Origin of the sequence: Micromonospora sp. WMMA1949, from assembly GCF_027460145.1 — a bacterium.
GTDB lineage: Bacteria > Actinomycetota > Actinomycetes > Mycobacteriales > Micromonosporaceae > Micromonospora.
Genome location: NZ_JAPZBG010000001.1, coordinates 2,411,973 through 2,433,550 on the forward strand (window position 1 = coordinate 2,411,973; position 21,578 = coordinate 2,433,550).

The following is a 21,578-nucleotide window of genomic DNA, read 5'->3' on the forward strand; positions in this document are numbered from 1 at the left end:
GTTGGTCCCCCTAACGTTTGTGGCACTAATGAAAGGCGGCGGTCGTGATCGCACCGTTCCGAGTCCACGTCCCCCAGGCCGACCTCGACGACCTTACGGACCGCCTGACCCGCACCCGCTGGCCCGACGAGCTGCCCGGCGCCGGGTGGGACTACGGCATCCCGCTGGCCCGCGTACGCGAGCTGGCCGAGCGCTGGCGCACCGCGTACGACTGGCGGGCGGCCGAGGCCGAGCTGAACCGGTACCCACAGTTCACCACCACCATCGACGGGCAGAACATCCACTTCCTGCACGTACGGGCCGCCGATCCGGACGCGCTGCCGCTGATCCTCACCCACGGCTGGCCCGGCTCGGTCGTGGAGTTCCTCGACGTGCTCGGCCCGCTGTCCGAGCAGTTCCACCTGGTCGTACCGTCGATCCCCGGATTCGGCTTCTCCGGGCCGACCCGGGAACGCGGGTGGGACGTCGACCGGGTCGCCCGCGCCTGGGCCGAGCTGATGCGCCGGCTCGGCTACCGGCGGTACGGCGCACAGGGCGGCGACTGGGGTTCGGTCATCTCCACCCGGCTCGGCGGCATCGACGCGGAGCACGTCGTCGGCGTGCACCTCACCTACCTGCCCACCCCGCCGCCGCCCGGCTGGACCGGGCAGGCCGGACTGTCCGAGGAGGACCGGGATCGGCTGGCCCGGATCATGCGGCTCAAGACGCAGCGGCACCCGCACCAGGTGCTCTACGCCAGCCGCCCGCAGACCGTCTCGTACGCGCTGCACGACTCACCCGTCGGTCAGCTCGCGTGGATCGCGGAGAAGTTCACCGAGTGGACCGACCCACGCTCCACGGTCAGCGTGGACCGCATCCTCACCGACGTCTCGGTCTACTGGTTCACCGGCACCGCCGCGTCGTCGGCCCGGCTGGTGCGGGAGAGCGCGTTCGGTGGCCCGCCCGCGCCCTGCCCGCCGCCGATCGGGGTAGCCGTGTTCGCGCACGACATCACCCGGTCCGTGCGTCCGATCGCCGAGCTGACGTACACGATCCGGCAGTGGAGCGAGTTCGACCGGGGCGGTCACTTCGCCGCGCTGGAGGTGCCGGACCTGTTCGTCGACGACGTCCGGTCGTTCTTCTGGAACCTGCGATGACGGCCGCGCTCAGCTCATCGCCGCCGCGAACATCCCCGGCTCGTACGAGCCGCCGCGCTGGTGCACGAGCACCGCGAACCGGTTCGCCGCGTTGATCAGCCCGAGCAGGCACACCAGCGCGGCGATCTGGTCGTCGTCGTAGTGCTTGCGCACCTGCTCCCACGTCTCGTCGGAGACCCCCTGGGAGGCGTCGGCGAGCCGGGTGCCCTCCTCGGCGAACGCCAGCGCCGCGCACTCGGCCTCGGTGAACACTGTCGACTCGCGCCAGGCGGCGACCAGGTTCAGCCGGACCGCGCTCTCGCCGCCGGCCACCGCCTCCTTGGTGTGCATGTCGATGCACCAGCCGCAGCCGTTGATCTGGCTGGCTCGCAGCGACACCAGCTCCTGCACCGTGCGGGGCAGCGACGACTGGTGGATCACCAGGCCCGCGCCGGCGAAGCGCTTCATGAACGTCGCGGAGACCGGATTCTCGAACAGGTTGAATCGGGTCATGATGGCGCCCTCTCTGCTGGGGTGGGTGTCGGACGACCACGAGATGCCGGGGACCGCCTCGGCGTTACGGCAACGCCGGGTGAGGACCGCCACAGCGGCCCGGTGTCACACGGCGGCGGCGGGCGGCGTCTGGTGGGGAACGCACCCGATCGGCGAAGGAGCCAACCATGGCGGACCCGGCCACCGAGGACTTCCTCGCGCACCGGAACCTGCTCTTCACCGTCGCGTACGAGATGCTCGGCTCGGCCGCCGACGCGGAGGACGTGGTGCAGGAAACCTGGCTGCGCTGGGCCGGTGTCGACCTCGGCGAGATTCGGGACCGCCGCGCCTACCTGGTGCGGATCACCACCCGCCAGGCGTTGTCCCGGCTGCGCACGCTGGGCCGGCGCAAGGAGTCGTACGTCGGCTCGTGGCTCCCCGAGCCGCTGCTCACCGCGCCCGACGTCGCGGACGACGTGACGCTGGCGGAGAGCGTGTCGATGGCGATGCTGCTGGTGCTGGAGACGCTCACGCCGACCGAGCGGGCCGTGTTCGTGCTGCGGGAGGTGTTCGACGTCGGCTACGACGAGATCGCCGAGACGGTCGAGCGGACCCCGGTCGCGGTGCGGCAGATCGCGCACCGGGCACGGGCCCACGTCGCGGCGCGCCGCCCCCGGCGTACGGTCCCGGCGGCCGAGGCCCGCGACGCCCTGGAGGCGTTCCGGCGGGCCGTCGAGACCGGCGACCTGGACAGGCTGCTCCGCGTCCTGGCCCCGGACGCGGTGCTGGTCGGCGACGGCGGCGGGATCAAGCAGGCGCTCGCCCGCCCGGTCACCGGCGGCGACAGGGTGGCCCGGCTGCTGGCCGGTGGCTGGGGCCGGATCGCCGCCGTGGCGTCGATGGAACCGACGCAGGTCAACGGGTACCCGGCGCTGCTGGTACGCCTCGACGGCGAGCTGGACACCGTCGTCGCGGTACGCCTCGACGACGGCCGGATCAGCGGCCTCTACGCGGTGCGCAACCCGGAGAAGCTGTCCCGCATGACCCGGGAAACCACACTGCACCGGTGAGCACGCGATCGTGCGACCATCGCCGGAGGACTGCGCTGGACCGACCGCGCTCAGCGGCGGACGCCCACCCCGCCGTAGCCGTGCGACACCGCGGCCTGCGGTTCCCCGTCGGGCCGCCAGTCCGCCACCCTGACCAGGCCCGGCTCGACCAGCTCGTACCCGTCGAGGAAGCGGGCCACCTCGTCGCGGGTGCGGGGCACCAGCGGGGAGCTGCTGCGGCGGTAGATCGCGGTGCCCTGCTCGGTGGGCAGCGTCGGGAGGCCGTCCAGGGTGAGGTGGGACAGCGCGAGCACGCTTCCCGGGACGGTGGCGTCGCGCAGCGTCGCCACCGCCGCGTACGGGGCGTCGGCGTCCGGCACGAAGTGCAGCACCGCGAGCAGCAGCACCGCGACCGGCTCGCTCAGGTCGATGGTGGCCCGCAGCGTCGGGTCGGCCAGCAGTTCGCCGGGCCGCCGCAGGTCGCCCCGGAGCACCACGGTACGGCCGTCCGCGGGCAGCAACCGCCGGGCGTACGCGACGGCGACCTCGTCGTGGTCGACGTAGACCACCCGGGCGTCGGGGTGGATCGCACGGACCACCTCGTGCACGTTGCCCTGGGTGGGCAGGCCGGCGCCGATGTCGAGGAACTGACGAATCCCCTGCTCGGCCGCCCAGCGCACGACCCGGCGCAGGAACGCGCGGTTGCTCTGCGCGGCGACGCCGGTGTCCGGGAAGATCCGCAGGATCTCCTCGGCGGCGGCACGGTCGGCGGCGAAGTTGTGGCAGCCGCCCAGGTAGTAGTCGTACATCCGGGCGACATTGGGTCGGTTCTCAGCCTCCGTCACGTCTCGATGTCTAGCACTCTGGGCGACACACCGCTGACCCGTCGTGTCGGTGATCCGGCCGATCCCGGCCGCCACCTGGTACGACGGTGGGACACGCCGTCGCGAGGAGGTACCGATGACAGGTGGACGGGAGACAGTGGAGGTCGAGCCGGCGGTGTTCCGCGCCGTTTACGACTCGCCCGCGTCACTGCCCGGGCGGCACCGGTGGACCACACCGGAGGCGGACGTGCGGCGGCTGGAGAAGCTGCTGAACATGCCGGCGCGCAGCATCGGCGCGCCGCTGTGGGTGAGCGGCGACGAGCCGGACTGCCCGAAGTGCGGGCGGCGGGTCACCTGGTACGACATCGTCGCGTCCGCGCTGCACGGCGTGCACGACCACACGATGATCGCGCGGGTGATCCTCGGCGAACGCAAGTACGTGAACACCGAGGTGCCGGACGCGATCCCCGGTGTCCACTGTGCCGACTGCCGCACCCCGATCACCGGGCTGCGCAGCTTCAAGTGCCACAACTGGGCGTACGCGTTCGAGGCGCTGGAGGAGGTCGTCGCCCGGATGTCCGGCCTGCCGGTTCAGTCGTCGCCGCCGGCCGCCTCCTGAGCACGCCGTTCCGGACGCCGGCCGGGTGGGGACGGCGGCTCGGGACCGGGATCGGGCACCGGCGGCATCGGCCGGGTGACCGGCCCGTCGCCGGTGACCCGGAGCCGTTCGCCGTGGTGCCACAGCTCCACCGCGTCGCCCGGCCCGCCCTCCGGCAACTCGTAGCGGGCCTCGTGCTCGGTGAGCGTGACCCGGAGCCGGTGCCCGTGCCGGCGCAGGTGGAACACGAGCCGGGTGATCGGCCCGGGTAGCCGCGGCTCGAACGCGAGTTCGCCCCGGTCGTCGCGCAGCCCGCCGAAGCCCTGCGCCACCACCAGCCAGGCGCCGGCCAGGGACGCCAGGTGCAGCCCGTCGGCGGTCTTGTCGCCGAGGTCGGCGAGGTCCTGGAGCGCCGTCTCGGCGAACAGGTCGTACGCCAGGTCGAGGTGTCCGACCTCGGCGGCGAGGATCGCCTGCGCGGACGCCGACAGCGACGAGTCCCGGACGGTCCGCGCCTCGTAGTAGGCGACGTTGCGCGTCTTCTCCTCGGCGGTGAACTCCCCCGGGCAACGCAGCATGGCCAGCACCAGGTCGGCCTGCTTGACCACCTGCTTGCGGTACAGCTCCTGGTAGGGGAAGTGCAGCAGCAGCGGGTAGTCGTCCTCGCCGGTGCCGGCGAAGTCCCACTCCGGCTGCGCGGTGAAACCGGCCGACTGCTCGTGCACGCCGCGCTTGCCGTCGTAGGGGACGAACATCGCGTCGGCGGCGGCCCGCCAGCCGGCCACCTCGGCGGCGTCGACGCCCAGCCGGGCGGCCACCTCCGGGCACTGCTCGGCGGCGTCGGCGGCGCCGCGCAGGTTGCGCCGGGCCATCAGGTTGGTGAAGACGTTGTCGTCGACGAGCGCGGAGTACTCGTCCGGGCCGGTGACGCCGGTCAGGTGGAACGCGCCGCCGTCGTCGAAGTGGCCGTAGCCGTGCCACAGCCGGGCGGTTTCGATCAGCACCTCGGCGCCGCACTCGGCGAGGAACGCGGTGTCGCCGGTGGCCGCCACGTACCGCAGGATCGCGTCGGCGATGTCGGCGTTGACGTGCAGGCCCGCGCTGCCCGCCGGCCAGTAGCCGGAGCACTCCCGGCCGCTGAGCGTCCGCCACGGGTAGGTGGCGCCGGTGAGGCGCAGCTCCGCCGCGCGGTCGCGCGCCTCGGGCAGGTGGGCGTGCCGCCAGCGCAGCGCCGAGCGGGCCAGCTCCGGCGCCAGGTACGTCAGCACCGGCAGGACGTAGCCCTCGGTGTCCCAGAGCACGTGCCCGTCGTAGCCGTTGCCGGTCAGCCCCTTGGCCGGGATGGTCCGGGCACCGTCGGCGCGGCCGGACTGGAGCAGGTGGAACACCGAGAACCGGACCGCGAGCTGCAGTTCCGGGTCGCCGTCCAGCTCGACGTCGGCGGTGGCCCACGCGGCGTCGAGCGCGGCGCGCTGCTCGGCGAGCAGGGCGTCGAACCCGTCGGCCCGGGCCGTGTCCGCCTCCGCGACGACCAGGTCGGCCAGCTCACCGGCCGGGGTGCCGTCGACGTCCGCGCACTCGTACGCGGCGAACCGGGTGACCCGGATCCGCTCGCCGGGGCGTACCGGGCCGGACAGCGCCAGCCGGAACCGGTCGGCGGTCAGTTCGGTGTCGGTGGCGATCTCGTCGGGCGCCTCGACCCGGTGCGCGACGGCGACGGCGACCCGCTGGCCGCTGCGCCCGGTCCGGTGCACGAGCACGCCGTCGAGGCCGTCGTGGCGGCGGAGTTCACCGGTGAGCGGGTCGTGGATCACCGAGGCGGCCCGGGGGTCGTCGGCGCGTTCCGGCACCCGCTGGTTGGCGAGCAGGTCGGCGCCGACCCGCAACCGGACCGGCTCGTCCAGCGGCTCGACAGTCCAGTCGAGCGCGGCGACCGGGCGGCGGGTCAGCGACACCAGGCGGGTGCTGCGGATCCGGACGCCCCGGCCACCCGGCGAGACCCACTCGGTCTCCCGGCGGACCACCCCGGCGCGCAGGTCCAGCTCCTGGTGGTGCTGCCGGATCGTGCCGGTGCCCAGGTCCAGCGGCTCGTCGTCGACCCAGAGCCGGATCAGGGCCGCGTTCGGCGCGCTGATCACGGTGTCGCTGCATTCCGGGAACGCGTACCCGCTCTCCGGGTAGCTCAGCTCGTGCTGTTCGTGGAACCCGTTGAGGTAGCTGCCGGGCATGCCGCAGGGCTCGCCCTCGTCGAGGGTGCCCCGCCAGCCCACCCAGCCGTTCGCGAGCGCGAAGACGGACTCGGTCTCGCCCAGCCGGTCCAGGTCCGCGCTCGTGCGCCGGATCCGCCAACCGTCGTCGCCCTGCGGCACGTGCCCTCCCGAGTCCGAAGCCTGGACCGCCACCGAACCAGACCCGGCTGGGAGGCGGCTGGGACTCGATACCCCTGGGATTGCCCGCCCGCACCTGCGGGTGGCCGATCACACGGTGACGAGCACCAGCGTGGCGGCGGCGCCCAGCACCAGGAACGGCCCGAACGGCAGGTGCCCGGACCAGCGGACCCGCCGGGCGGCGAGCAGCACCACCCCGGCCAGTCCGGCGAGGGTCACCGCGAGCATCAGCCCGGCCACCAGCACCGGCCAGCCGTACCAGCCGAGCAGCGCGCCCGCGCCGAGCGCCAGCTTCGCGTCGCCGAGGCCGAAGCCCCGCCGCCCGAACAGCAGCGTGGTCGCGGCGAAGCCGCCGCCGAGCGCCAGACCGGCCAGGACGGCGCGTACCAGCGGGTCGGCGTCCGGACCGGTCAGCGCGGCCACCCCGAGCAGCGCCCACGCGCCGGCGGCGGCCGGCCAGGTGAGCCGGTCGGGCAGCCGGTGCGCCATCGCGTCCACGATCGTCATCGGTACCGACCACACCAGCCACCACGCCAGCGCCAGGCGCGCGGCGGGCGCGCCGCCGGCGACCACCGGCACCGCCACCGCGAGCAGCAGCGCCACCTCCACCACCGCGGGCGCCGCGCCGACCCGGGCCCGGCAGGCCGGGCAGCGGGCCGCGGGGCTGAGCGCCGGCAGCGGCCGGTCCAGCCCGATCGGGGCGCCGCAGCCGTCGCACGCCGTCCGGTCCGCAGACCCCGGCGGTACGGCGTAGCGCGCCACCGCCAACCGGAGCAGCGGTACGACCGCCAGGGCGGCGGCCAGCCGGGCGCCCGGACGGCGGACATCGACCACCGGTCCGGTACGCCGCACCCGTTCGGCCGTCATGCCGGCTCCCCCGTCCGGTCGCCGTGTGTTCCATCGTGGAGCACGCAGAGTGATTTCCCGTTCGCCCACGTGTGACGGGGGAGGCCCGTGGCGGCGTGTGGCGCGACGCGCGACCGGCCGGGACGAGCCACGGCGTGACCCCCGGCGGAGCGGCGGGACGGATCGGACGAGCGGCACGCTCCCCACCCATACCGACGGCCCGTCGACACCGCCGCGGGGCGTACGGGTGAGCACACGCCCGCCGGCCCGGAGCGCCGCGGAAGCCCGCTCGTCATCGTGGTGACACACACCGGCCACCACCTCCCGTCTTCACTCACCGTGTTCACGTGAATTGCCTCTGTTGCATCGGCGGACGTGAGCCTATGCTCGCCCCTTGGGTACGACGCAACCCCCGATCAATTGGCGTCGGAGGAGTCAGGGCACCGAATCCGCAGCGATCAGTACAGGTCAATACAAGTGATGGCGACGGGGGCCCGGAGTGACAGATCCGGGCGCGCTTCCGCATGCCCGGAGCGGGTCGGCGTGATCGCCCCGGGCCGGCACCGAGGAGGGATCGGCGTTGCGCACACGGCAATCCCGCCGATGGGAAATCTTCCTGCTCAGCGTCGTGCTGGTGGTCGGCACGGCCGGCTGCGGCACCGAACCGGAGGCGGCCACCGGTCCGCTGACCGGCCGCACCGTCGCACCCGCCGGCCATTCCAGCGCCGAGGAGAACGCCGCCGGAAAAGCGGCGCTGGCCGCCTATTCCGGCTATCTCGACGCGTCCCGGGCAGCCAGTGCGCGCAGCGATCCGTCCCATCCCGCTCTGACCCGATTTCTGGCTGACCCGCTGCTGACTCGGGTGCGAATGGCGATTCTCGACGCGAAGGAGCACGGCGCGATGCGTACCGGGAAACTGATCTCCAACCCTGAGGTCGTCTCGGTCGACCTGACCGCGAGCCCACCCACCGTCGAGATCCAGGACTGCCTGGACGCCAGCGGCTACCGGCTCGTCTACGCCAAGAACCGCAAGGCCGTGCCCGGCACCCGCGGCGGGCGCTACCTCGCCACCGCCACAGCGGTCCGCTTCCCGGACGGCCGGTGGCTGGTCAACGGCGGCGCCGCGCACCAGGACCAGCCGTGCTGACCTGGGGAGGAAGGGGTGTCCCGGCCCATCCGACCCGGGCCGGGACGCCCCGCCGGCTGCTCCTCGCCGCCGGCCTGGCCGCGCTGCTGACGCTCACCGGCGCACCCGCCCGCGCCGCCGACCCGGGCGGCTCCTGCCCACCGGAGCAGACCGACTGCGACGTCTGGGACGACGACCCCGGCACCCCGGGTGGTCCGGGCGGACCGGGTGGCGGCGGGGACAACGGCGGCGGGGGCGGCAACGGAGGCGCCGCGCCGAAGTGTCAGTGGAACGGCCGCGTCATCCCCTGCTACCACGAGGTGCTCGGCTGGTTCAACAACGCCGACGGCTGCTACTACAAGCTCGCCGAGCCGCAGGACGAGGCGCCCGAAGGCCAGCAGTGGTACGTCGCCACCTGCAACGGCGGCGACCTGGGCCAGCAGGAACTCGTACTGCGCGACGCCCCGCCGCCCGGATACGGCGCGCCGCCGGACCCGGAGGAGCTGGCCCGCCGCGCGCTGGCCTCGATCTCGCTGCTCCCGCCCCGGGCGTCGGTGGCGCCCCGGCGCAGCCAGGGCCCCGGCCTGGTCGGGCTGCCGGTCTGGATGTGGGCCAGCCCGGGCGAGGCGTACTTCGGGCCGCTGAGGGCGTCCGCCTCCGACCGCGGGCTGACCGTCAGGATCACCGCCCGGGTGACCCGGATCGTCTGGCACATGTCCGACGACATCGACGTCACCTGCGACGGTCCGGGCACGCCGTACCGGGCCGACGGGCCGCGAGCCGGCTCCACCTCGCCCGACTGCGGTCTCGACGCGGGCTATCCGAAGGCCGACACCTACCAGGTGAGCGCCACGACGTTCTGGACCGTCGAGTGGTCCGGCGGCGGGGAGAGCGGCGTGATCGCCCAGAGCCGGTCCAGCGGCGTCATCCCGGTACAGATCAACGAGCTTCAGGTGGTGACCCGATGAGTGTCGTGGCAGCCCGCAACGGAACCCCGGTGGAGGCCCCGGTCGCGCCGCCGAAGGTGGTCCGGCAACGACGCGTCCGCCCCGGCCTGCTCGGCCTGGCGGTCCTGCTGATCGCCCTCGGCGGACTGGGCGCCGCGTTCGCTGTCACCTCGGTCCGCTCCACCGGCACGTACCTGGCCGTGGCCCGGCAGGTCGACGTGGGACAGCAGCTCACCGCCGACGACCTGGTGCCGGTACGCGTCTCCGGCGGCCGGGAACTCCGGCCGGTGCCCGCCGACCGGATGAACGAGGTGCTGGGGTTGCGGGCGGCCGTCCGGCTCACCCCCGGCACGCTGCTCACCGCGGCGCAGCTCACCGAGGCCCCGCTGCTCGGCGCCGGTCAGCAGCAGATCGCGCTGGGGCTGGAGCCCGAGCAGGTGCCGGCCCGCAAGCTGAACCCCGGCGACAAGGTGCTGCTGGTCAGCACACCCTCGAACGCCACCGGAGGCGGCTCGGAGGCGTCCCGTGGCGGCGGCACCCGGTTCGAGGGCACCGTGATCGACACCGCCACGCCGCAGAACGGCGACGTGGTGGTCTACCTGGCGCTGGCCGTACGGGACGTGCCGGCCGTCGTGGCGCTCGCCGCCGACGACCGGATCGCGCTCGTGCTCACCGAGGCGGCCTGATGGCGATCATCGCCCTGGTCTCGGCGAAGGGCTCGCCGGGCGTCACCACCGCCGCGCTCGCCGCCGCGCTGAGCTGGCACCGGCGGCTCGTGCTGGCCGAGTGCGACCCGGCGGGCGGCTCGATCCTCGCCGGTTACCTCGGCGGCGCGCTGGACGGTCCGCGCGGCATCGGCGAACTGGCGGTGGGTGAGCTGCGCGACGGCAGCCTGGAGCACGCGTTCTGGTCGCAGCTGGTCGACCTGGACGCCCCCCGCCGCGAGCGGCTGCTGCTGCCGGGCGTGGTCGACCCGGCCCAGGCCGGCAGCGTCATCCCGCTCTGGCAGCGCTTCGCCGACTACTTCACCGGGCTGGAGCGGGGCGAACCGCCGTACGACGTGCTCGTCGACTGTGGCCGGCTGGCGGTGGGCGGTCCACCGTGGCCGCTGCTGCGGGCCGCCGCTGTGGTGCTGCTCGTCACCCGCGCGCACCTGCCCGACCTCTCCGCCACCCGGGCCACCGCCCGCGCGATCGAGCGGGACCTCACCGAGCACCGCGTACCGCCGGGCACGCTGCGGCTGCTCGTGGTCGGGGACGGGCACGGCACCAGCGAGATCAGCAAGGCGCTCCGGCTGCCGGTGATCGCCCGCCTGCCGCTCGACCCGCGTACCGCCGAGGTGCTCGCCCACGGCGGCACCGTACGCGCGAACCGGCCGCTGATGCGCGCGGCCGGCGCCCTGGAGGTGCCGGTCCGGGCGCTGCTGGACCGGCGGCGCGCCCGGCTGGCCTGGCCCGGCGCGACGACACCGCGCGCGGTGACCGCGCCGAGCCTGCCGGGGGTGTCCGGTGCGGTTTGAGCCGGTCTCCCACGACCCGCGCGTCCAGCAGCCGGGCGTCGTCTCCACTGTCCCCCCGCTGGCCCCGCCGAACGGGCGGCACCACGTACCCGGCCCGCTGCCCGCCGCGCCGGCGGCGCCGCCACGCCCCCGGGTCGACTTCGCGGTGGTCCGCGAGCTGCGGCGGGAGCTGAGCGAGCGGCTCACCCACTGGCAGCGCGGACGCGAGTTCGACGCCGACGCCGAGGAGGTCGAGCGCGCCCGGCTGGCCGTGGCGGTGGTCTCCGCGTACGCCGACTCGGTACGCCGGTCCGGCACGCCGATGGCCGCGGACTCCGAACGGCTGCTGCTCGACCAGGTGACAGCCGAACTCGTCGGGCTGGGCCGGCTCCAGACGCTGCTCGTCGACGACAGCATCGAGGAGGTGCACATCCTCGGCTGCGACCAGGTACGGATCACCCGGCACGGCGGCGGCGTCGACTGGGCCGAGCCGATCGCCGAGACCGACGACGAGCTGGTGGAGATCCTCCAGGCGGCGGCCCGCCGGGCCGGTGCCACCGAACGCTCGCTGTCCACGTCGAAGCCCACGCTCGACCTGCAACTTCCCGACGGCAGCCGTCTCGCCGCCGTGTTCCTCGTCAGCCACCGCCCGTACGCGGTGATCCGCAAGCACAACACGCTCGAGGTGAGCCTGGAGGACATCGCGGGCGGCCGGCCCGACCTGGACGAGATGATCGATCCGCTGCTGCGCGACTTCCTCCGCGCGTCCATGCGGGCCGGGCTGAACATCATGGTGGCCGGGCTCGCCGGGGCCGGGAAGACCACTGTCATCCGCGCGCTGATGGACGAGATCCCGGCCGACGAGCCGTACGTGCTGCTGGAGGAGAGCCGGGAACTGCTGCCGGCCCGGCGCGGACACAAACACCGCGCGGTGATGAGCTTCGAGTCCCGGGAGGGGCACGGCGAGCGCGGCGCGGACGGGCGGCCGGCGGGTGAGGTCAGCATCGCCGACCTGATCCCGGTGTCGCTGCGCATGGGCGTGCTGCGGATCATCGTCGGCGAGGTGCGGTCCCGGGAGATCGTGCCGATGCTCCAGGCGATGACCACCAGCCGCGGGTCGATGTGCACCATCCACGCGCGTACCCCCTCGGGGGTGAGCGAACGCATCATCGAGCTGGCGCTGTCCCACGGCCGGGAGATGACTGTCGACCAGGCCCGCCGGATGGCTGGCAACGCGCTCGACCTGATCGTCTACGTGACGGTCGAGGACGAGACGGCGATCGGCGGGCGCAAGCACCGGTTCGTCTCGCACGTCGAGGAGGTCATCGGCGTCGGCGAGGGCAACCGGATCACCACGACGACCGTCTTCGGCCCCGGCCCGGACGGCCGGGCGGTCCCCCGCCACCTGCCCGAACGCGTCCGCGACCAACTGCTGCGCGTCGGCTACGACGCCCGCCTGCTCACCCGGTTCGTCGAGGCCGGGGTGGGCGCGTGGCGGCGGCCCCGGCACACCCGCCTCGGGGCGCGGCCGAGCGGAGGCCCGTCGTGACGCAGATCGAACTGATCGCCCTGGTCTCCGGTGCGGCCTGCGTGGCCGGGCTGGTGCTGACGGTGGTCGCGCTGGTCGGCACCCGCCGCCCGCCGGGTCCGGCGCCCGGCTCCGGGCCGGGTCTGAGCCGGCTCTGGACCGGTTCCGGTGCGAGCCGCGCCGACCAGCGCCGCTACCAGCTCCTGCTCGGTGCCGCTGTGGTCGCCGGGGCGGCGGCGTTCCTGCTCACCGGGCTGCCGGTGGTCGGCCTGCTGGTGGTGCTCGCGGTGCCGGGCGTGCCGTGGCTGTTCGCTGTGGGCCGGGCCGAGCAGCGGGCCATCGCCCGGGTCGAAGCCGTAGGCGAGTGGACCCGCCGGCTCAAGGACATCTCCGCCACCGGCCAGGGGCTCCAGCAGGCGATCATCGGCACCATCGCCACCGCGCCGGAGGAGATCCAGGAGGAGGTACGCACGCTCGCCGCCCGCCTCCAGGCCGGCTGGCTGGCCCGCTCCGCCCTGCTCGCCTTCGCCGACGAGATCGCCGACCCGGTCGCCGACCAGGTGGTGGCCGCGCTGATCCTGCACCTCACCGACCGGGGCGAGCGCCTCGGCGACGTGCTCGGGTCGATCGCCGGCGCCGCCTCGGCCGAGGTGGCGACGCGGCGCGAGGTCGAGGCCAAACGCACCCAGCCCCGGTTCGCGGTCCGCTTCCTCACCGGCATGACGCTGGCGACGCTCGCGTACGGGCTGGTGAACAGCGACTACATCCGTCCGTACGGGACGGTCACCGGTCAGCTCGTGATGGCGGTGCTCGGTGCGGCGTTCGTCGGCCTGCTGGTCTGGGTGCGCTCGATGAGCCAGCCGCCCCGGCCGGCGCGGTTCCTGCCGGCGCCCGACCTGGACGAGGCGATCGCATGATCCTCAACTGGCAGATGGCGATCGCGGTGCTCGGCGGGTGCGCGGTCGGGCTCGGGCTGTTCCTTGTCGTCCGCGAGACGCTGCCGGCCACCCCGGCGCTCGGCCCGGCGCTGCGCCGCCTGCACCAGCCGCCCGGCCAGCCCTCGGCCGCCAGCGCCGGGCCGGACTGGCTCGGCGGGTTCGCCCGCTGGCTGCGCCCGCCGCACCGGCAACTCGCCCTGCTCGACCGCACCCCCGAGCAGTACGCCCTGTCCGTGCTGCTCTCCGCGCTCGTCGGGTTCGCCACCCCGGCGGTCGCCTCGGCAGTGCTCTTCGTCGGCGGGGTGGCGCTGCCGGTGGCCGTACCGGTGGTGGCCAGCCTGGGCCTTGCGCTCGGCGCCGGTCTGCTGGCGCACCGCGCGGTCCTGGCCAAGGCCGACGCCGCCCGGGACGAGTTCCGGCAGGCCGTCTGCACCTACCTCGACCTGGTGGCGTTGCAACTGTCCGCCGCGCACGGCCCGGTCCAGTCGCTGGAACGCGCGGCGGCGGTCTGCGACGGCTGGGTGTTCGACCGGATCCGGGAGGCGCTGCGGCTCGCCCAGCTCCAGATGCACTCGCCCTGGGACGAGTTGCAGGAGCTGGCCGACCGGATCGGCATCCCGGAGCTGGGCGACGTGGGCGCCATCATGCGCTCCTCCGGCAGCGAGGGCGCCCAGGTGCACGAGACGTTGCGGTCCCGCGCCGACTCGCTGCGCGACCAGATCCGTACCGACAACCTGGCGCGGGCCGAGGGGGTGACCAGCAAGTTGGACATCCCCGGCTCACTGCTGGTGTTCGTCCTGCTCGGCTTCGCCGTCTATCCGTTCCTCGCCCGCCTGTGAACCCACCTTCGAGAAGGAGACGACCATGCACCTCTACGCCTACCTGTACGTGGCGGTGAGCACCCGCCTCGCCGAGCTGCGCCGGGACTCCGAGCGCGGCGACAGCCCGGTACCGACCGCGGTGATCATCTTCGGGCTGGTCGCGGTGGCCATGGCGGTCACCGGGCTCGCCCTGGCCAAGGCGAACAACTGGATGAACGCCATCCCGAACAACACGGCGCCGCAGGCCCCGTGATGCCGCGCCCCGCCCGTACGGTCCGGAGCCGGCCGGCGTCTGCCGGCCGGCCCGCCGGCCCGCCCGGTCGGGGGCGGTTCGCCGCTGCCCTGCGCGCCCGCCTGGCCGAGGGTGAGCGGGGCGCCAACCCGGTCGAGCTGGCCGTGGTGATGCCGGTGATCCTGGTGATGCTGTTCGGCTCGATCCAGGTCGCCGTCTGGTTCGTGGCCCGGTCCACAGCGCTCAACGCCGCGCAGACCGCGGTGAACGCCCAGCGCACGATCGACGCCGGGCCGGACGCCGGCCGCCAGCGGGCGATCAGCTTCCTGCAGCAGTCCGGGGACTGGCTGGTCGGCTGGGAGCAGACCGGCCCGACCTGCGTCGAGACGGCCACCGACGTCACCTGCACGGTGCGGGGACGCTCCCTGTCGGTCATCCCGGGCGTGTCGTTCGAGGTCACGCAGACCGCGCACGGCCCGGCCGAACGGTGGACCACCGGATGAGCGCCGGGGCGCGGCGGGACCGGGGTTCCGTCTCGATCGAGGTGGCGGTGCTCGCGCCCGCCTTCATCGGACTGATGGTGCTGGCCGGCGTCGCCGGGCGGACCGCTGTCGCGGACGAGGCGGTGGAGTCGGCGGCCCACGACGCCGCCCGGGCCGCCTCGCTCGCCCGCACCGCCGACGACGGTGCGGAGGCCGCCGAGGAGGCCGCACTCGACCAGCTCGGCTGGGCGGGGCTGAACTGCACCGGCCCGCCCCGGATCGACCTCGCGGGCTCGGTGGCCGGGACGACGACGAGCTTCGCCGCCGCGTACCAGAGCGCCGCAGGCGTGCCGGCGACCGTGACGGTCACCGTGACCTGCACCGTCTCCTTCGACGACCTGAGCGCGCCCGGCCTGCCGGGCGTGCCGGGCGGCAAGACCGTTTCGGCGAGATTCACCTCGCCGCTGGACACCTACCGGAGCCGCGGATGACCGGGCGACGCGCGGCGGAGAACGGCCGGGTGAGTCTCTTCCTGGCCGTGGCGATGACCGGCGTGCTGGCGATCATCAGCCTCGCCTACGACGGCGCCGGTCAACTGCGCACGCTGCAGCGCGCGGACAACCTGGCCGCCGAGGCGGCCCGCGCGGGCGGCCAGATGATCGACCGCGCGCGGGCCATCGAGGGCGGTCCGAAGCGGATCGACCAGGTCGCCGCCCGCGCCGCGGTCGCCGCCTACCTCGACGCCGCGGGCGGCGTCCGGGACCACGAGGTCGACTTCCCCGTGGTCGGCGCCGAGACCCAGATCCGGGTACGCGTGCAGATCACCTACAGCCGGGACCTGCTGGGTCTGTTCGGCGTGCAGAACACCGCCATCGTCTCCGGTGAGGCCACCGCTCGGGCGCTCACCGGCCCACCGTAGGAAGGAAGGCCGCCATGCGTGCACCCCGACGCTCCCCCGTCCGCCGCGCCGGCCAGGTCCTCACCGGGCTCGGCGCCCTCGTCGTGCTCGTCGGGGTGCTGGCCGGCGGGCCGGTCGCGTTGCTGGCGTTCGCCGGCAATCCACTGCCGGATCACCTGCCCACGTTCGCCGAGATCGGTACGGCGTTGACCAGCCGCGACGACGGCCAGCTGTTCCTGCGCGCGCTGGCGGTGGTGGGCTGGTTCGGCTGGGCCACGTTCGCGTTCTCCGTCGTGGTGGAACTGCTCGCGGCGGCGGTACGGCGGCCGGCACCGAAGCTGCCCGGCATGCACCGCCAGCAGAAGGCCGCCGCCGCGCTCGTCGGGTCAGTGGCGCTGATCCTGGTCGCGAGCCCGGCCGCGGCGAGCGCCGCCGCGCTGACCGCCCCGCAACCGGCGGTCGCCGCCGTCACCTCACCGGCGGTGGCCGCGAGTCAGGTCGCGGCCCCGGCCCCGGTCGCGCCGAAGGTGGGCGACCCGGCCGTGTACCGGGTGGCGAAGGGCGACTACCTGGGCGAGGTGGCGGACCGCTACCTGGACGACTTCGACAGGTACAAGGAGCTGGCGCGATTGAACCGGCTCGCCGACCCGGACCGGATCCGCCCCGGTCAGCTCATCACGCTGCCGGACGGCGCGACGGATTCGGGTGCCCGGCGGCACGCCGCCGGACGGATCGTGGTCACCAAGCCGGCCGAGACGGCACCGGCGAAGCCGGGCGGTGGTGGCGCCTCGTCGACCACCCCGAAGGCCAAGCCGAAGCCCACGCCACGCGACGCGACGCCGACGGTGGAGGCACCTGTCGCACAGCCGCCGGCCATGTCGGCGGGCGCGTCCCGGGCCACCGCCGAGGAGGGCATCAACCGTCCGCTGGCCATCTCGGCGGTGCTGGCCGTGGCGAGCATCGTGGGTGCGCAGATCGGCGCGCTGCTCGGGCTGCGCAAGCGGCCGGTGCCCGCCCGTGCGCTGTCCAGCGGACGGCACCGGCGGGACTGACTCAGGGCAGCCGGGCCTCGACCCGGCCGGCGACCACGCGGCTGGGCAGCACGATCTGGTCGTTCGCGGCCGGGCCGTGCATCACCTCGCCGCCGTCGAGCCGGAACGCGCTGCCGTGCCAGGGGCAGACCACGCAGGCGTGGCCGTCGATCTGCTCGACCTTGCCCTCGCCGAGCGGGCCGCTCTGGTGCGGGCAGCGCTCCAGCATCACGCTGACGTCGTCGCCGTCCCGGTAGAGGATCACCGAGACCTCGTCGATCTTCTTGGTGACCAGTTCGTGCCGGGGCAGGCTGCTCAGGTCGCCCACCCGGTGCCAGCCGTCGCTGATCAGGTGCAGCTCGGAGACGCTCTGGCTGGCCTGGGCGCCCTGCTTGTACGCGAGGTGCCCGCCCAGGTACGCCCCACCGCTCGCGGCGGACAGCCCCAGGTAGGACAGCGTCCGGCCGAGGCCGTGCCGTCCGTTGAGCCGGGCCGCGAGCGAGCCGGCGAACAACGCCAGGCCGACCGTGTTGGCGGCGGCGTGCACCAGCCCGACCCGGCGTTGGTCGCGGGAGAGCGAGGCCCAGTCGTTGAGCCCGGCGACCGCGGCGGGCAGCGCGCTCACCGTACCGAGACCCACCAGCGCGGTGGCGGCCCGGCGCTGACCGGGCAGCAGGTCCACCACGGCGGCGGAGATCCAGGCGCCGACCGGCACCTGCACCATCGCGGGGTGGAGCGGATGGCCGAGCCACACGCCGTGCAGGGCGTCGCGTACCCGCTGCGAGCGCAGCGTGCCCTGGACGGCGCGCTGCAACCGGTCACCCACCCGGTCGAGAACGGTGGCCTGTTCGATCTTCGTCAGTAGTTCGCGCACCCGTTCCGACTTCCCGGCAGGAGAGCCCCCAAACCGGACGCCCCGGAATTCCCTCACAGGTGCGTCGCGGGCATGCTGAGCCCATGGGGGTACGCGTCGAGCACGCCGGTGCCGTGACCACTGTGATCCTGGACCGGCCCGAGGCGCGTAACGCCGTGGACGGGCCGACCGCACGAGCACTGGCCGACGCGTTCCGCGCGTTCGACGCCGACCCGGACGCGGCGGTCGCCGTGCTCTGGGGAGCGGGTGGCACGTTCTGCTCCGGCGCCGACCTGAAGGCCGTCGGCACGGCGCGCGGCAACCGGGTCGAGCCCGACGGCGACGGGCCGATGGGCCCCACCCGGATGCGACTGTCCAAGCCGGTGCTCGCCGCGATCTCCGGGTACGCGGTGGCCGGCGGGCTGGAGCTGGCGCTCTGGTGCGATCTGCGGGTCGCCGAGTCGGACGCGACGCTGGGCGTGTTCTGCCGCCGGTGGGGCGTACCGCTGATCGACGGCGGGACGGTCCGGCTGCCCCGGCTGATCGGGGAGAGCCGCGCGATGGACCTGATCCTCACCGGCCGGCCGGTGGGCGCCGACGAGGCGTACGCGATGGGTCTGGTCAACCGGCTGGTCGCGCCGGGTGAGGCCCGCGCGGCGGCCGAGGAACTGGCCGCCGCGATCGCCCGGTCTCCGCAGACGTGCCTGCGCAACGACCGGGCGGCGGTGCTGGACGGCGCGGGGCTGCCCGAGCCGGAGGCGATGGCGACCGAGCTGGCCTACGGCCTGGAGTCGCTGGCGGTGGACGGGGTACGCGGTGCCGGCCGGTTCGCCGACGGGGCCGGCCGGCACGGTGCGCCGGCCGGCTGAGGCGTCACTTCAGCGCGCGCAGCGCGTCCTCGATGGCGCGGTGGAACGTCGGGTACGCGTAGATCATGTGCCGGAGCTGGCTGATCGGCACCGCCGCGTGCACCGCCACGACGAGCGCGGAGAGCACCTCGCCGCCGGCCGGTCCGGCCGAGGTGGCACCGATGAGGACGCCCTGGTCGGCGTCGGCGATCAGCTTGATGAACCCGGCGTTGCCGGTCTTGTGGATCCAGCCCCGGGCCGACGAGGTGAGGTCGGCGTACCCGACCTGGACGTTGACGCCGCGCTCGCGGGCCTGCTGCTCGGTGAGGCCGACCGCGCCGACCTCGGGGTCGGTGAACGTGACCCGGGGAAGCGCCCGGTAGTCGGCGACCGGGACGCTGCCCGGTGCGGCAGTCGACCCGCCCGCGCTCATCGCGCCGCCGACCGAGCTGACCACCCCGGCCGCACCGCCGACGACGCTCGCGGTGCCGCTGGCGTCCGGGCCGCCCTTGGTACGCCGCATGTGGTCGAGCACGTCCGCCACCACGATGCCGGCCTGGTACATGGCGATGTGGGTGAACGCGCCCTCGCCGGTGAGGTCGCCGACCGCCCAGATCCCCTCGGTGACGTGCATCCGGTCGTTCACCGGCAGGTAGCGCTGCCCGGCGTCCACCCCGACGGTGTCCAGGCCCAGCTCCTCCAGGTGTGCCTTGCGGCCGGTCACCACGAGCAGCTTCTCGCCGGTGAACTCGGCGCCGTCGGCGTACACGGTGAACGCACCGCCGTCGTGGCCGACCCGGCCGGCCTTGACCCCGGTGTGGATCTCCATCCCGTCGGCGCGCAGCGCGTCGGCGGCGAGCGCGGACGCCTCCGGCTCCTCGACCGCGAGCACCCGGTCGGCCGCCTCGATCACCGTCACCCGCACGCCGAACCGGGCGAAGACCTGTGCCAGTTCCAGCCCGATCGCGCCGCCGCCGAGCACCAGCAGCGACGCGGGCAGTTCCTCCACCTCGATGGCCTGGTGATTGGTCCAGTACGGCGTGTCGGCCAGCCCGTCGATCGGCGGGACCGAGGGCCGGGTGCCGGTACCGAGCACCACGCCGTAGCGCGCCTGGAACACCTGGTCGCCGACGCGTACCCGGTTCGGGCCGTCGAGCCGTCCGCTGCCCCTGACGAACCGGCCGCCCTTGCCGGTGAACCGGTCCACCGCCACCTTGTCGTCCCAGGTGTCGGTGGCCTCGGCCCGGATCCGCTTCGCCACCGGTGCCCAGTCGGGCCGCACCTGGGCGGACCCCGCCAGCTCGTTGACCCGGTGCGCCTCGGCCAGCGCGTTCGCCGCCCGGATCATCATCTTGCTGGGCACGCACCCCCAGTAGGGGCATTCGCCGCCGACCAGATCCCGTTCGATGCCGACCACGGTGAGGCCGGCCTCGGCGAGCCGCCCGGCCACCTCCTCGCCGCCGACTCCGAGCCCGACCACCACTACGTCCACCAGTTCCGGCTCCGCCATTCCGCAAGCATTCCGCACCTTCGGGACACCGACCACCGCACCGGGCCGGAATTCCCGCGCTCGTCACGAACGCGACCGCCTACCGTGGCCGCATGCACACGCGCTTCACCCCGGTCCGGGACTGCTTCCACGACCTGTTCGCCACCGGCCGGGAGACGGGCGCGTCGCTGGCGGTGTGGCACGGCGGCGTACCGGTGATCGAGCTGGTGGGCGGCACCACCGCGGCGGTCCCGCCCGGCGTGGTCGTACCGGTTTCCGGGGCGGACCGGCCGTGGCGGCCGGACACGCTCGTCGACGTCTACTCGGTCGGCAAGCCGGTGGTCGCGCTCTGTCTGCTGCTGCTCGTCGACCGGGGCCGGGTCGACCTGGACGCGCCGGTCTCGGCGTACTGGCCGGAGTTCCGCACCCCGGCCACCGTCCGGCACGTGCTCGCCCACACCGCCGGGCTGCCCGCCTTCCCGGTGCCCCGGCCCGCCGCCGCCGTCGCCGACTGGGATCTGCTCTGCGCCGACCTGGCCGCCGCCGACCCCGAGTGGACGCCGGGCGCCGTCGCGGCCGAGCACGCCTGGACGTACGGGCACCTGGTGGGCGAGATGGTCCGCCGGGTGGACGGACGCTCGGTGGGCCGGTTCCTTGCCGAGGAGATCGCCGGACCGTGGCGCCTGGACGTCGCCTTCGGACTGGACGAGGCCGGCCGGCGGCGGTGCGCCGACCTGTCGTACGCCGATCCGGCCTGGCCGGACGCGATGCGCGGCGAGCCGGGCTCGTTGCGGGCGCGGGCGCTGGACAACCCGCCGGGCGGGCGCGACGTCGCGATGGTGAACAGCGACCTCTGGCGGGCCGCCGAGATCCCGGCGGCGAACCTGCACGCCACCGCCGCCGGGCTCGCCCGGCTGTACGCGGGCCTGCTCGCCGGCGGCACGCTGGACGGGGTACGCCTGTTCAGTCCGGAACTGGTCGCGGAGGCGACGCGGGTGCAGTACAGCGGGCCGGACCTGCTGCTGGACCGACCGGTGGACTGGACGCTCGGCATGCAGTGGGAGCCGGACGGCAGCTGGGGCATGGGCGGGATCGGCGGCAGCAGCGCCTGGGCCGACCCGGAGCGCGGTTACACCTTCGCGTACGCGACCGCCCGGCTGGCCGACCACGATCGAGTGGAGGACCTGGTCGAGGCGCTGCACTCCTGCCTCTGACCGACCGTCACAGTCAGTACTGCCGGGCTTCGTCACGCAGCGCATTCGGCCGGCCGGGCAGCCCGGACTCCCTATTCCGCCTTTGCTCTGCAGCCATCGGCGCAGCATCGCGTTGAGCAGGCATTTCCTCGCAGGTCCGAAAACCGCGCGAGGCCGGGACGGTCACTTTCGGCAACCGATGCGGATATGGCTGCAGAGCAAAGGGGACCAGAGGTGAACGGTGTCGGCGGGTAACCCGATCACCGACGGTAACCGAGGAGGCCGGCCCGCGACGCGCGGGAGGTCTGCGCCGACGGGGTTCGTGACCGTGCGCGGGCGACGCATCTGGCGCGACCGCCCGCGCGTCCACGCACGCCGACGCG

23 protein-coding genes are annotated in these 21,578 nt (G+C 74.3%); 17 read left to right on the forward strand and 6 right to left on the reverse strand.

What is annotated here, in order from left to right; genetic code table 11:
- The first annotated feature begins 44 nt into the window (after positions 1-44).
- Positions 45-1,136: an epoxide hydrolase family protein gene (locus tag O7607_RS11310; protein WP_269702995.1), complete on the forward strand. Its 1,092-nt coding sequence runs from the start codon at positions 45-47 to the stop codon at positions 1,134-1,136.
- A gap of 9 nt (positions 1,137-1,145) precedes the next feature.
- Here O7607_RS11310 and O7607_RS11315 read toward each other — a convergent pair whose 3' ends face one another.
- On the reverse strand, positions 1,146-1,631 hold the full coding sequence (locus O7607_RS11315; protein ID WP_269706944.1) for a carboxymuconolactone decarboxylase family protein: 486 nt from the start codon (positions 1,629-1,631) through the stop codon (positions 1,146-1,148).
- Positions 1,632-1,795: 164 nt separating this feature from the next.
- Here O7607_RS11315 and O7607_RS11320 point away from each other — a divergent pair, with 164 nt between their 5' ends.
- The gene (locus O7607_RS11320) at positions 1,796-2,677 is read left to right on the forward strand and encodes an RNA polymerase sigma-70 factor (protein ID WP_269702996.1); all 882 of its coding nucleotides are present in this window, start codon (positions 1,796-1,798) and stop codon (positions 2,675-2,677) included.
- A gap of 50 nt (positions 2,678-2,727) precedes the next feature.
- Here the strand turns inward: O7607_RS11320 and O7607_RS11325 are convergent, their stop codons facing one another.
- Complete coding sequence (locus tag O7607_RS11325) at positions 2,728-3,501, reverse strand: SAM-dependent methyltransferase (RefSeq protein WP_269702998.1); 774 nt, start codon at positions 3,499-3,501, stop codon at positions 2,728-2,730.
- A 115-nt stretch (positions 3,502-3,616) separates the two neighbouring features.
- Between O7607_RS11325 and O7607_RS11330 the strand changes: the two genes are divergently transcribed.
- Positions 3,617-4,099 (forward strand): hypothetical protein, encoded by a 483-nt coding sequence (locus O7607_RS11330; protein ID WP_269703000.1) that lies wholly within the window; start codon positions 3,617-3,619, stop codon positions 4,097-4,099.
- Here the strand turns inward: O7607_RS11330 and O7607_RS11335 are convergent.
- Together O7607_RS11335 and O7607_RS11340 are read right to left on the reverse strand one after the other, a co-directional pair.
- Positions 4,072-6,447, reverse strand: coding sequence for a glycoside hydrolase family 65 protein (locus O7607_RS11335; RefSeq protein ID WP_269703001.1), 2,376 nt, complete (start codon positions 6,445-6,447; stop codon positions 4,072-4,074). The two genes, O7607_RS11330 and O7607_RS11335, sit on opposite strands and share 28 nt — an antisense overlap.
- A gap of 108 nt (positions 6,448-6,555) precedes the next feature.
- On the reverse strand, positions 6,556-7,332 hold the full coding sequence (locus O7607_RS11340; protein WP_269703002.1) for a prepilin peptidase: 777 nt from the start codon (positions 7,330-7,332) through the stop codon (positions 6,556-6,558).
- A gap of 559 nt (positions 7,333-7,891) precedes the next feature.
- Here O7607_RS11340 and O7607_RS11345 point away from each other — a divergent pair.
- Genes O7607_RS11345 through O7607_RS11400 form a run of 12 tightly spaced genes read left to right on the forward strand, consistent with a single transcriptional unit; the run spans position 7,892 to position 16,833 of the window.
- The gene (locus tag O7607_RS11345; RefSeq protein WP_433494707.1) at positions 7,892-8,458 is read left to right on the forward strand and encodes a hypothetical protein; all 567 of its coding nucleotides are present in this window, start codon (positions 7,892-7,894) and stop codon (positions 8,456-8,458) included.
- Positions 8,452-9,405 (forward strand): hypothetical protein, encoded by a 954-nt coding sequence (locus tag O7607_RS11350; protein WP_269703003.1) that lies wholly within the window; start codon positions 8,452-8,454, stop codon positions 9,403-9,405. The genes O7607_RS11345 and O7607_RS11350 overlap by 7 nt, the downstream gene beginning before the upstream one ends.
- Positions 9,402-10,070, forward strand: a complete 669-nt coding sequence (locus O7607_RS11355; protein WP_269703005.1) for an SAF domain-containing protein — start codon at positions 9,402-9,404, stop codon at positions 10,068-10,070. The genes O7607_RS11350 and O7607_RS11355 overlap by 4 nt, the downstream gene beginning before the upstream one ends.
- On the forward strand, positions 10,070-10,903 hold the full coding sequence (locus O7607_RS11360) for a ParA family protein (protein ID WP_269703007.1): 834 nt from the start codon (positions 10,070-10,072) through the stop codon (positions 10,901-10,903). The genes O7607_RS11355 and O7607_RS11360 overlap by 1 nt, the downstream gene beginning before the upstream one ends.
- Positions 10,893-12,431, forward strand: a complete 1,539-nt coding sequence (locus O7607_RS11365; RefSeq protein WP_269703009.1) for a CpaF family protein — start codon at positions 10,893-10,895, stop codon at positions 12,429-12,431. The genes O7607_RS11360 and O7607_RS11365 overlap by 11 nt, the downstream gene beginning before the upstream one ends.
- Positions 12,374-13,327 carry a type II secretion system F family protein gene (locus tag O7607_RS11370; protein ID WP_433494703.1) on the forward strand — a complete coding sequence of 318 codons (954 nt, stop codon included), beginning with the start codon at positions 12,374-12,376 and terminating at the stop codon, positions 13,325-13,327. The genes O7607_RS11365 and O7607_RS11370 overlap by 58 nt, the downstream gene beginning before the upstream one ends.
- Positions 13,324-14,187 carry a type II secretion system F family protein gene (locus O7607_RS11375; protein ID WP_269703013.1) on the forward strand — a complete coding sequence of 288 codons (864 nt, stop codon included), beginning with the start codon at positions 13,324-13,326 and terminating at the stop codon, positions 14,185-14,187. Before O7607_RS11370 ends, O7607_RS11375 begins: the two co-directional genes overlap by 4 nt.
- Positions 14,188-14,212: 25 nt before the next feature.
- Complete coding sequence (locus O7607_RS11380; RefSeq protein ID WP_013283462.1) at positions 14,213-14,422, forward strand: hypothetical protein; 210 nt, start codon at positions 14,213-14,215, stop codon at positions 14,420-14,422.
- Positions 14,422-14,904, forward strand: coding sequence for a TadE family protein (locus O7607_RS11385; protein WP_269703015.1), 483 nt, complete (start codon positions 14,422-14,424; stop codon positions 14,902-14,904). The genes O7607_RS11380 and O7607_RS11385 overlap by 1 nt, the downstream gene beginning before the upstream one ends.
- Entirely contained in the window at positions 14,901-15,374 is a 474-nt protein-coding gene (locus O7607_RS11390) for a TadE/TadG family type IV pilus assembly protein (RefSeq protein ID WP_269703016.1), read from the forward strand. Before O7607_RS11385 ends, O7607_RS11390 begins: the two co-directional genes overlap by 4 nt.
- Positions 15,371-15,802 (forward strand): hypothetical protein, encoded by a 432-nt coding sequence (locus tag O7607_RS11395; RefSeq protein ID WP_269703018.1) that lies wholly within the window; start codon positions 15,371-15,373, stop codon positions 15,800-15,802. The genes O7607_RS11390 and O7607_RS11395 overlap by 4 nt, the downstream gene beginning before the upstream one ends.
- Positions 15,803-15,816: 14 nt before the next feature.
- Positions 15,817-16,833, forward strand: coding sequence for a LysM peptidoglycan-binding domain-containing protein (locus O7607_RS11400; protein ID WP_269703020.1), 1,017 nt, complete (start codon positions 15,817-15,819; stop codon positions 16,831-16,833).
- Between the two features lies 1 nt (position 16,834).
- Here the strand turns inward: O7607_RS11400 and O7607_RS11405 are convergent, their stop codons facing one another.
- Positions 16,835-17,686, reverse strand: coding sequence for a Rieske 2Fe-2S domain-containing protein (locus O7607_RS11405; RefSeq protein ID WP_269703023.1), 852 nt, complete (start codon positions 17,684-17,686; stop codon positions 16,835-16,837).
- Positions 17,687-17,769: 83 nt separating this feature from the next.
- On the opposite strand from O7607_RS11405, the gene O7607_RS11410 reads away from it, so the two are divergent.
- A complete protein-coding gene (locus tag O7607_RS11410; protein ID WP_269703024.1) occupies positions 17,770-18,534 on the forward strand; it encodes a crotonase/enoyl-CoA hydratase family protein in 765 nt (254 codons plus the stop codon).
- Positions 18,535-18,538: 4 nt separating this feature from the next.
- Here O7607_RS11410 and O7607_RS11415 read toward each other — a convergent pair whose 3' ends face one another.
- On the reverse strand, positions 18,539-20,023 hold the full coding sequence (locus O7607_RS11415; protein WP_269703025.1) for a dihydrolipoyl dehydrogenase family protein: 1,485 nt from the start codon (positions 20,021-20,023) through the stop codon (positions 18,539-18,541).
- 92 nt (positions 20,024-20,115) lie between these two features.
- Here O7607_RS11415 and O7607_RS11420 point away from each other — a divergent pair, with 92 nt between their 5' ends.
- A complete protein-coding gene (locus O7607_RS11420) occupies positions 20,116-21,216 on the forward strand; it encodes a serine hydrolase domain-containing protein (RefSeq protein ID WP_269703026.1) in 1,101 nt (366 codons plus the stop codon).
- The last annotated feature ends 362 nt before the right edge of the window (positions 21,217-21,578 follow it).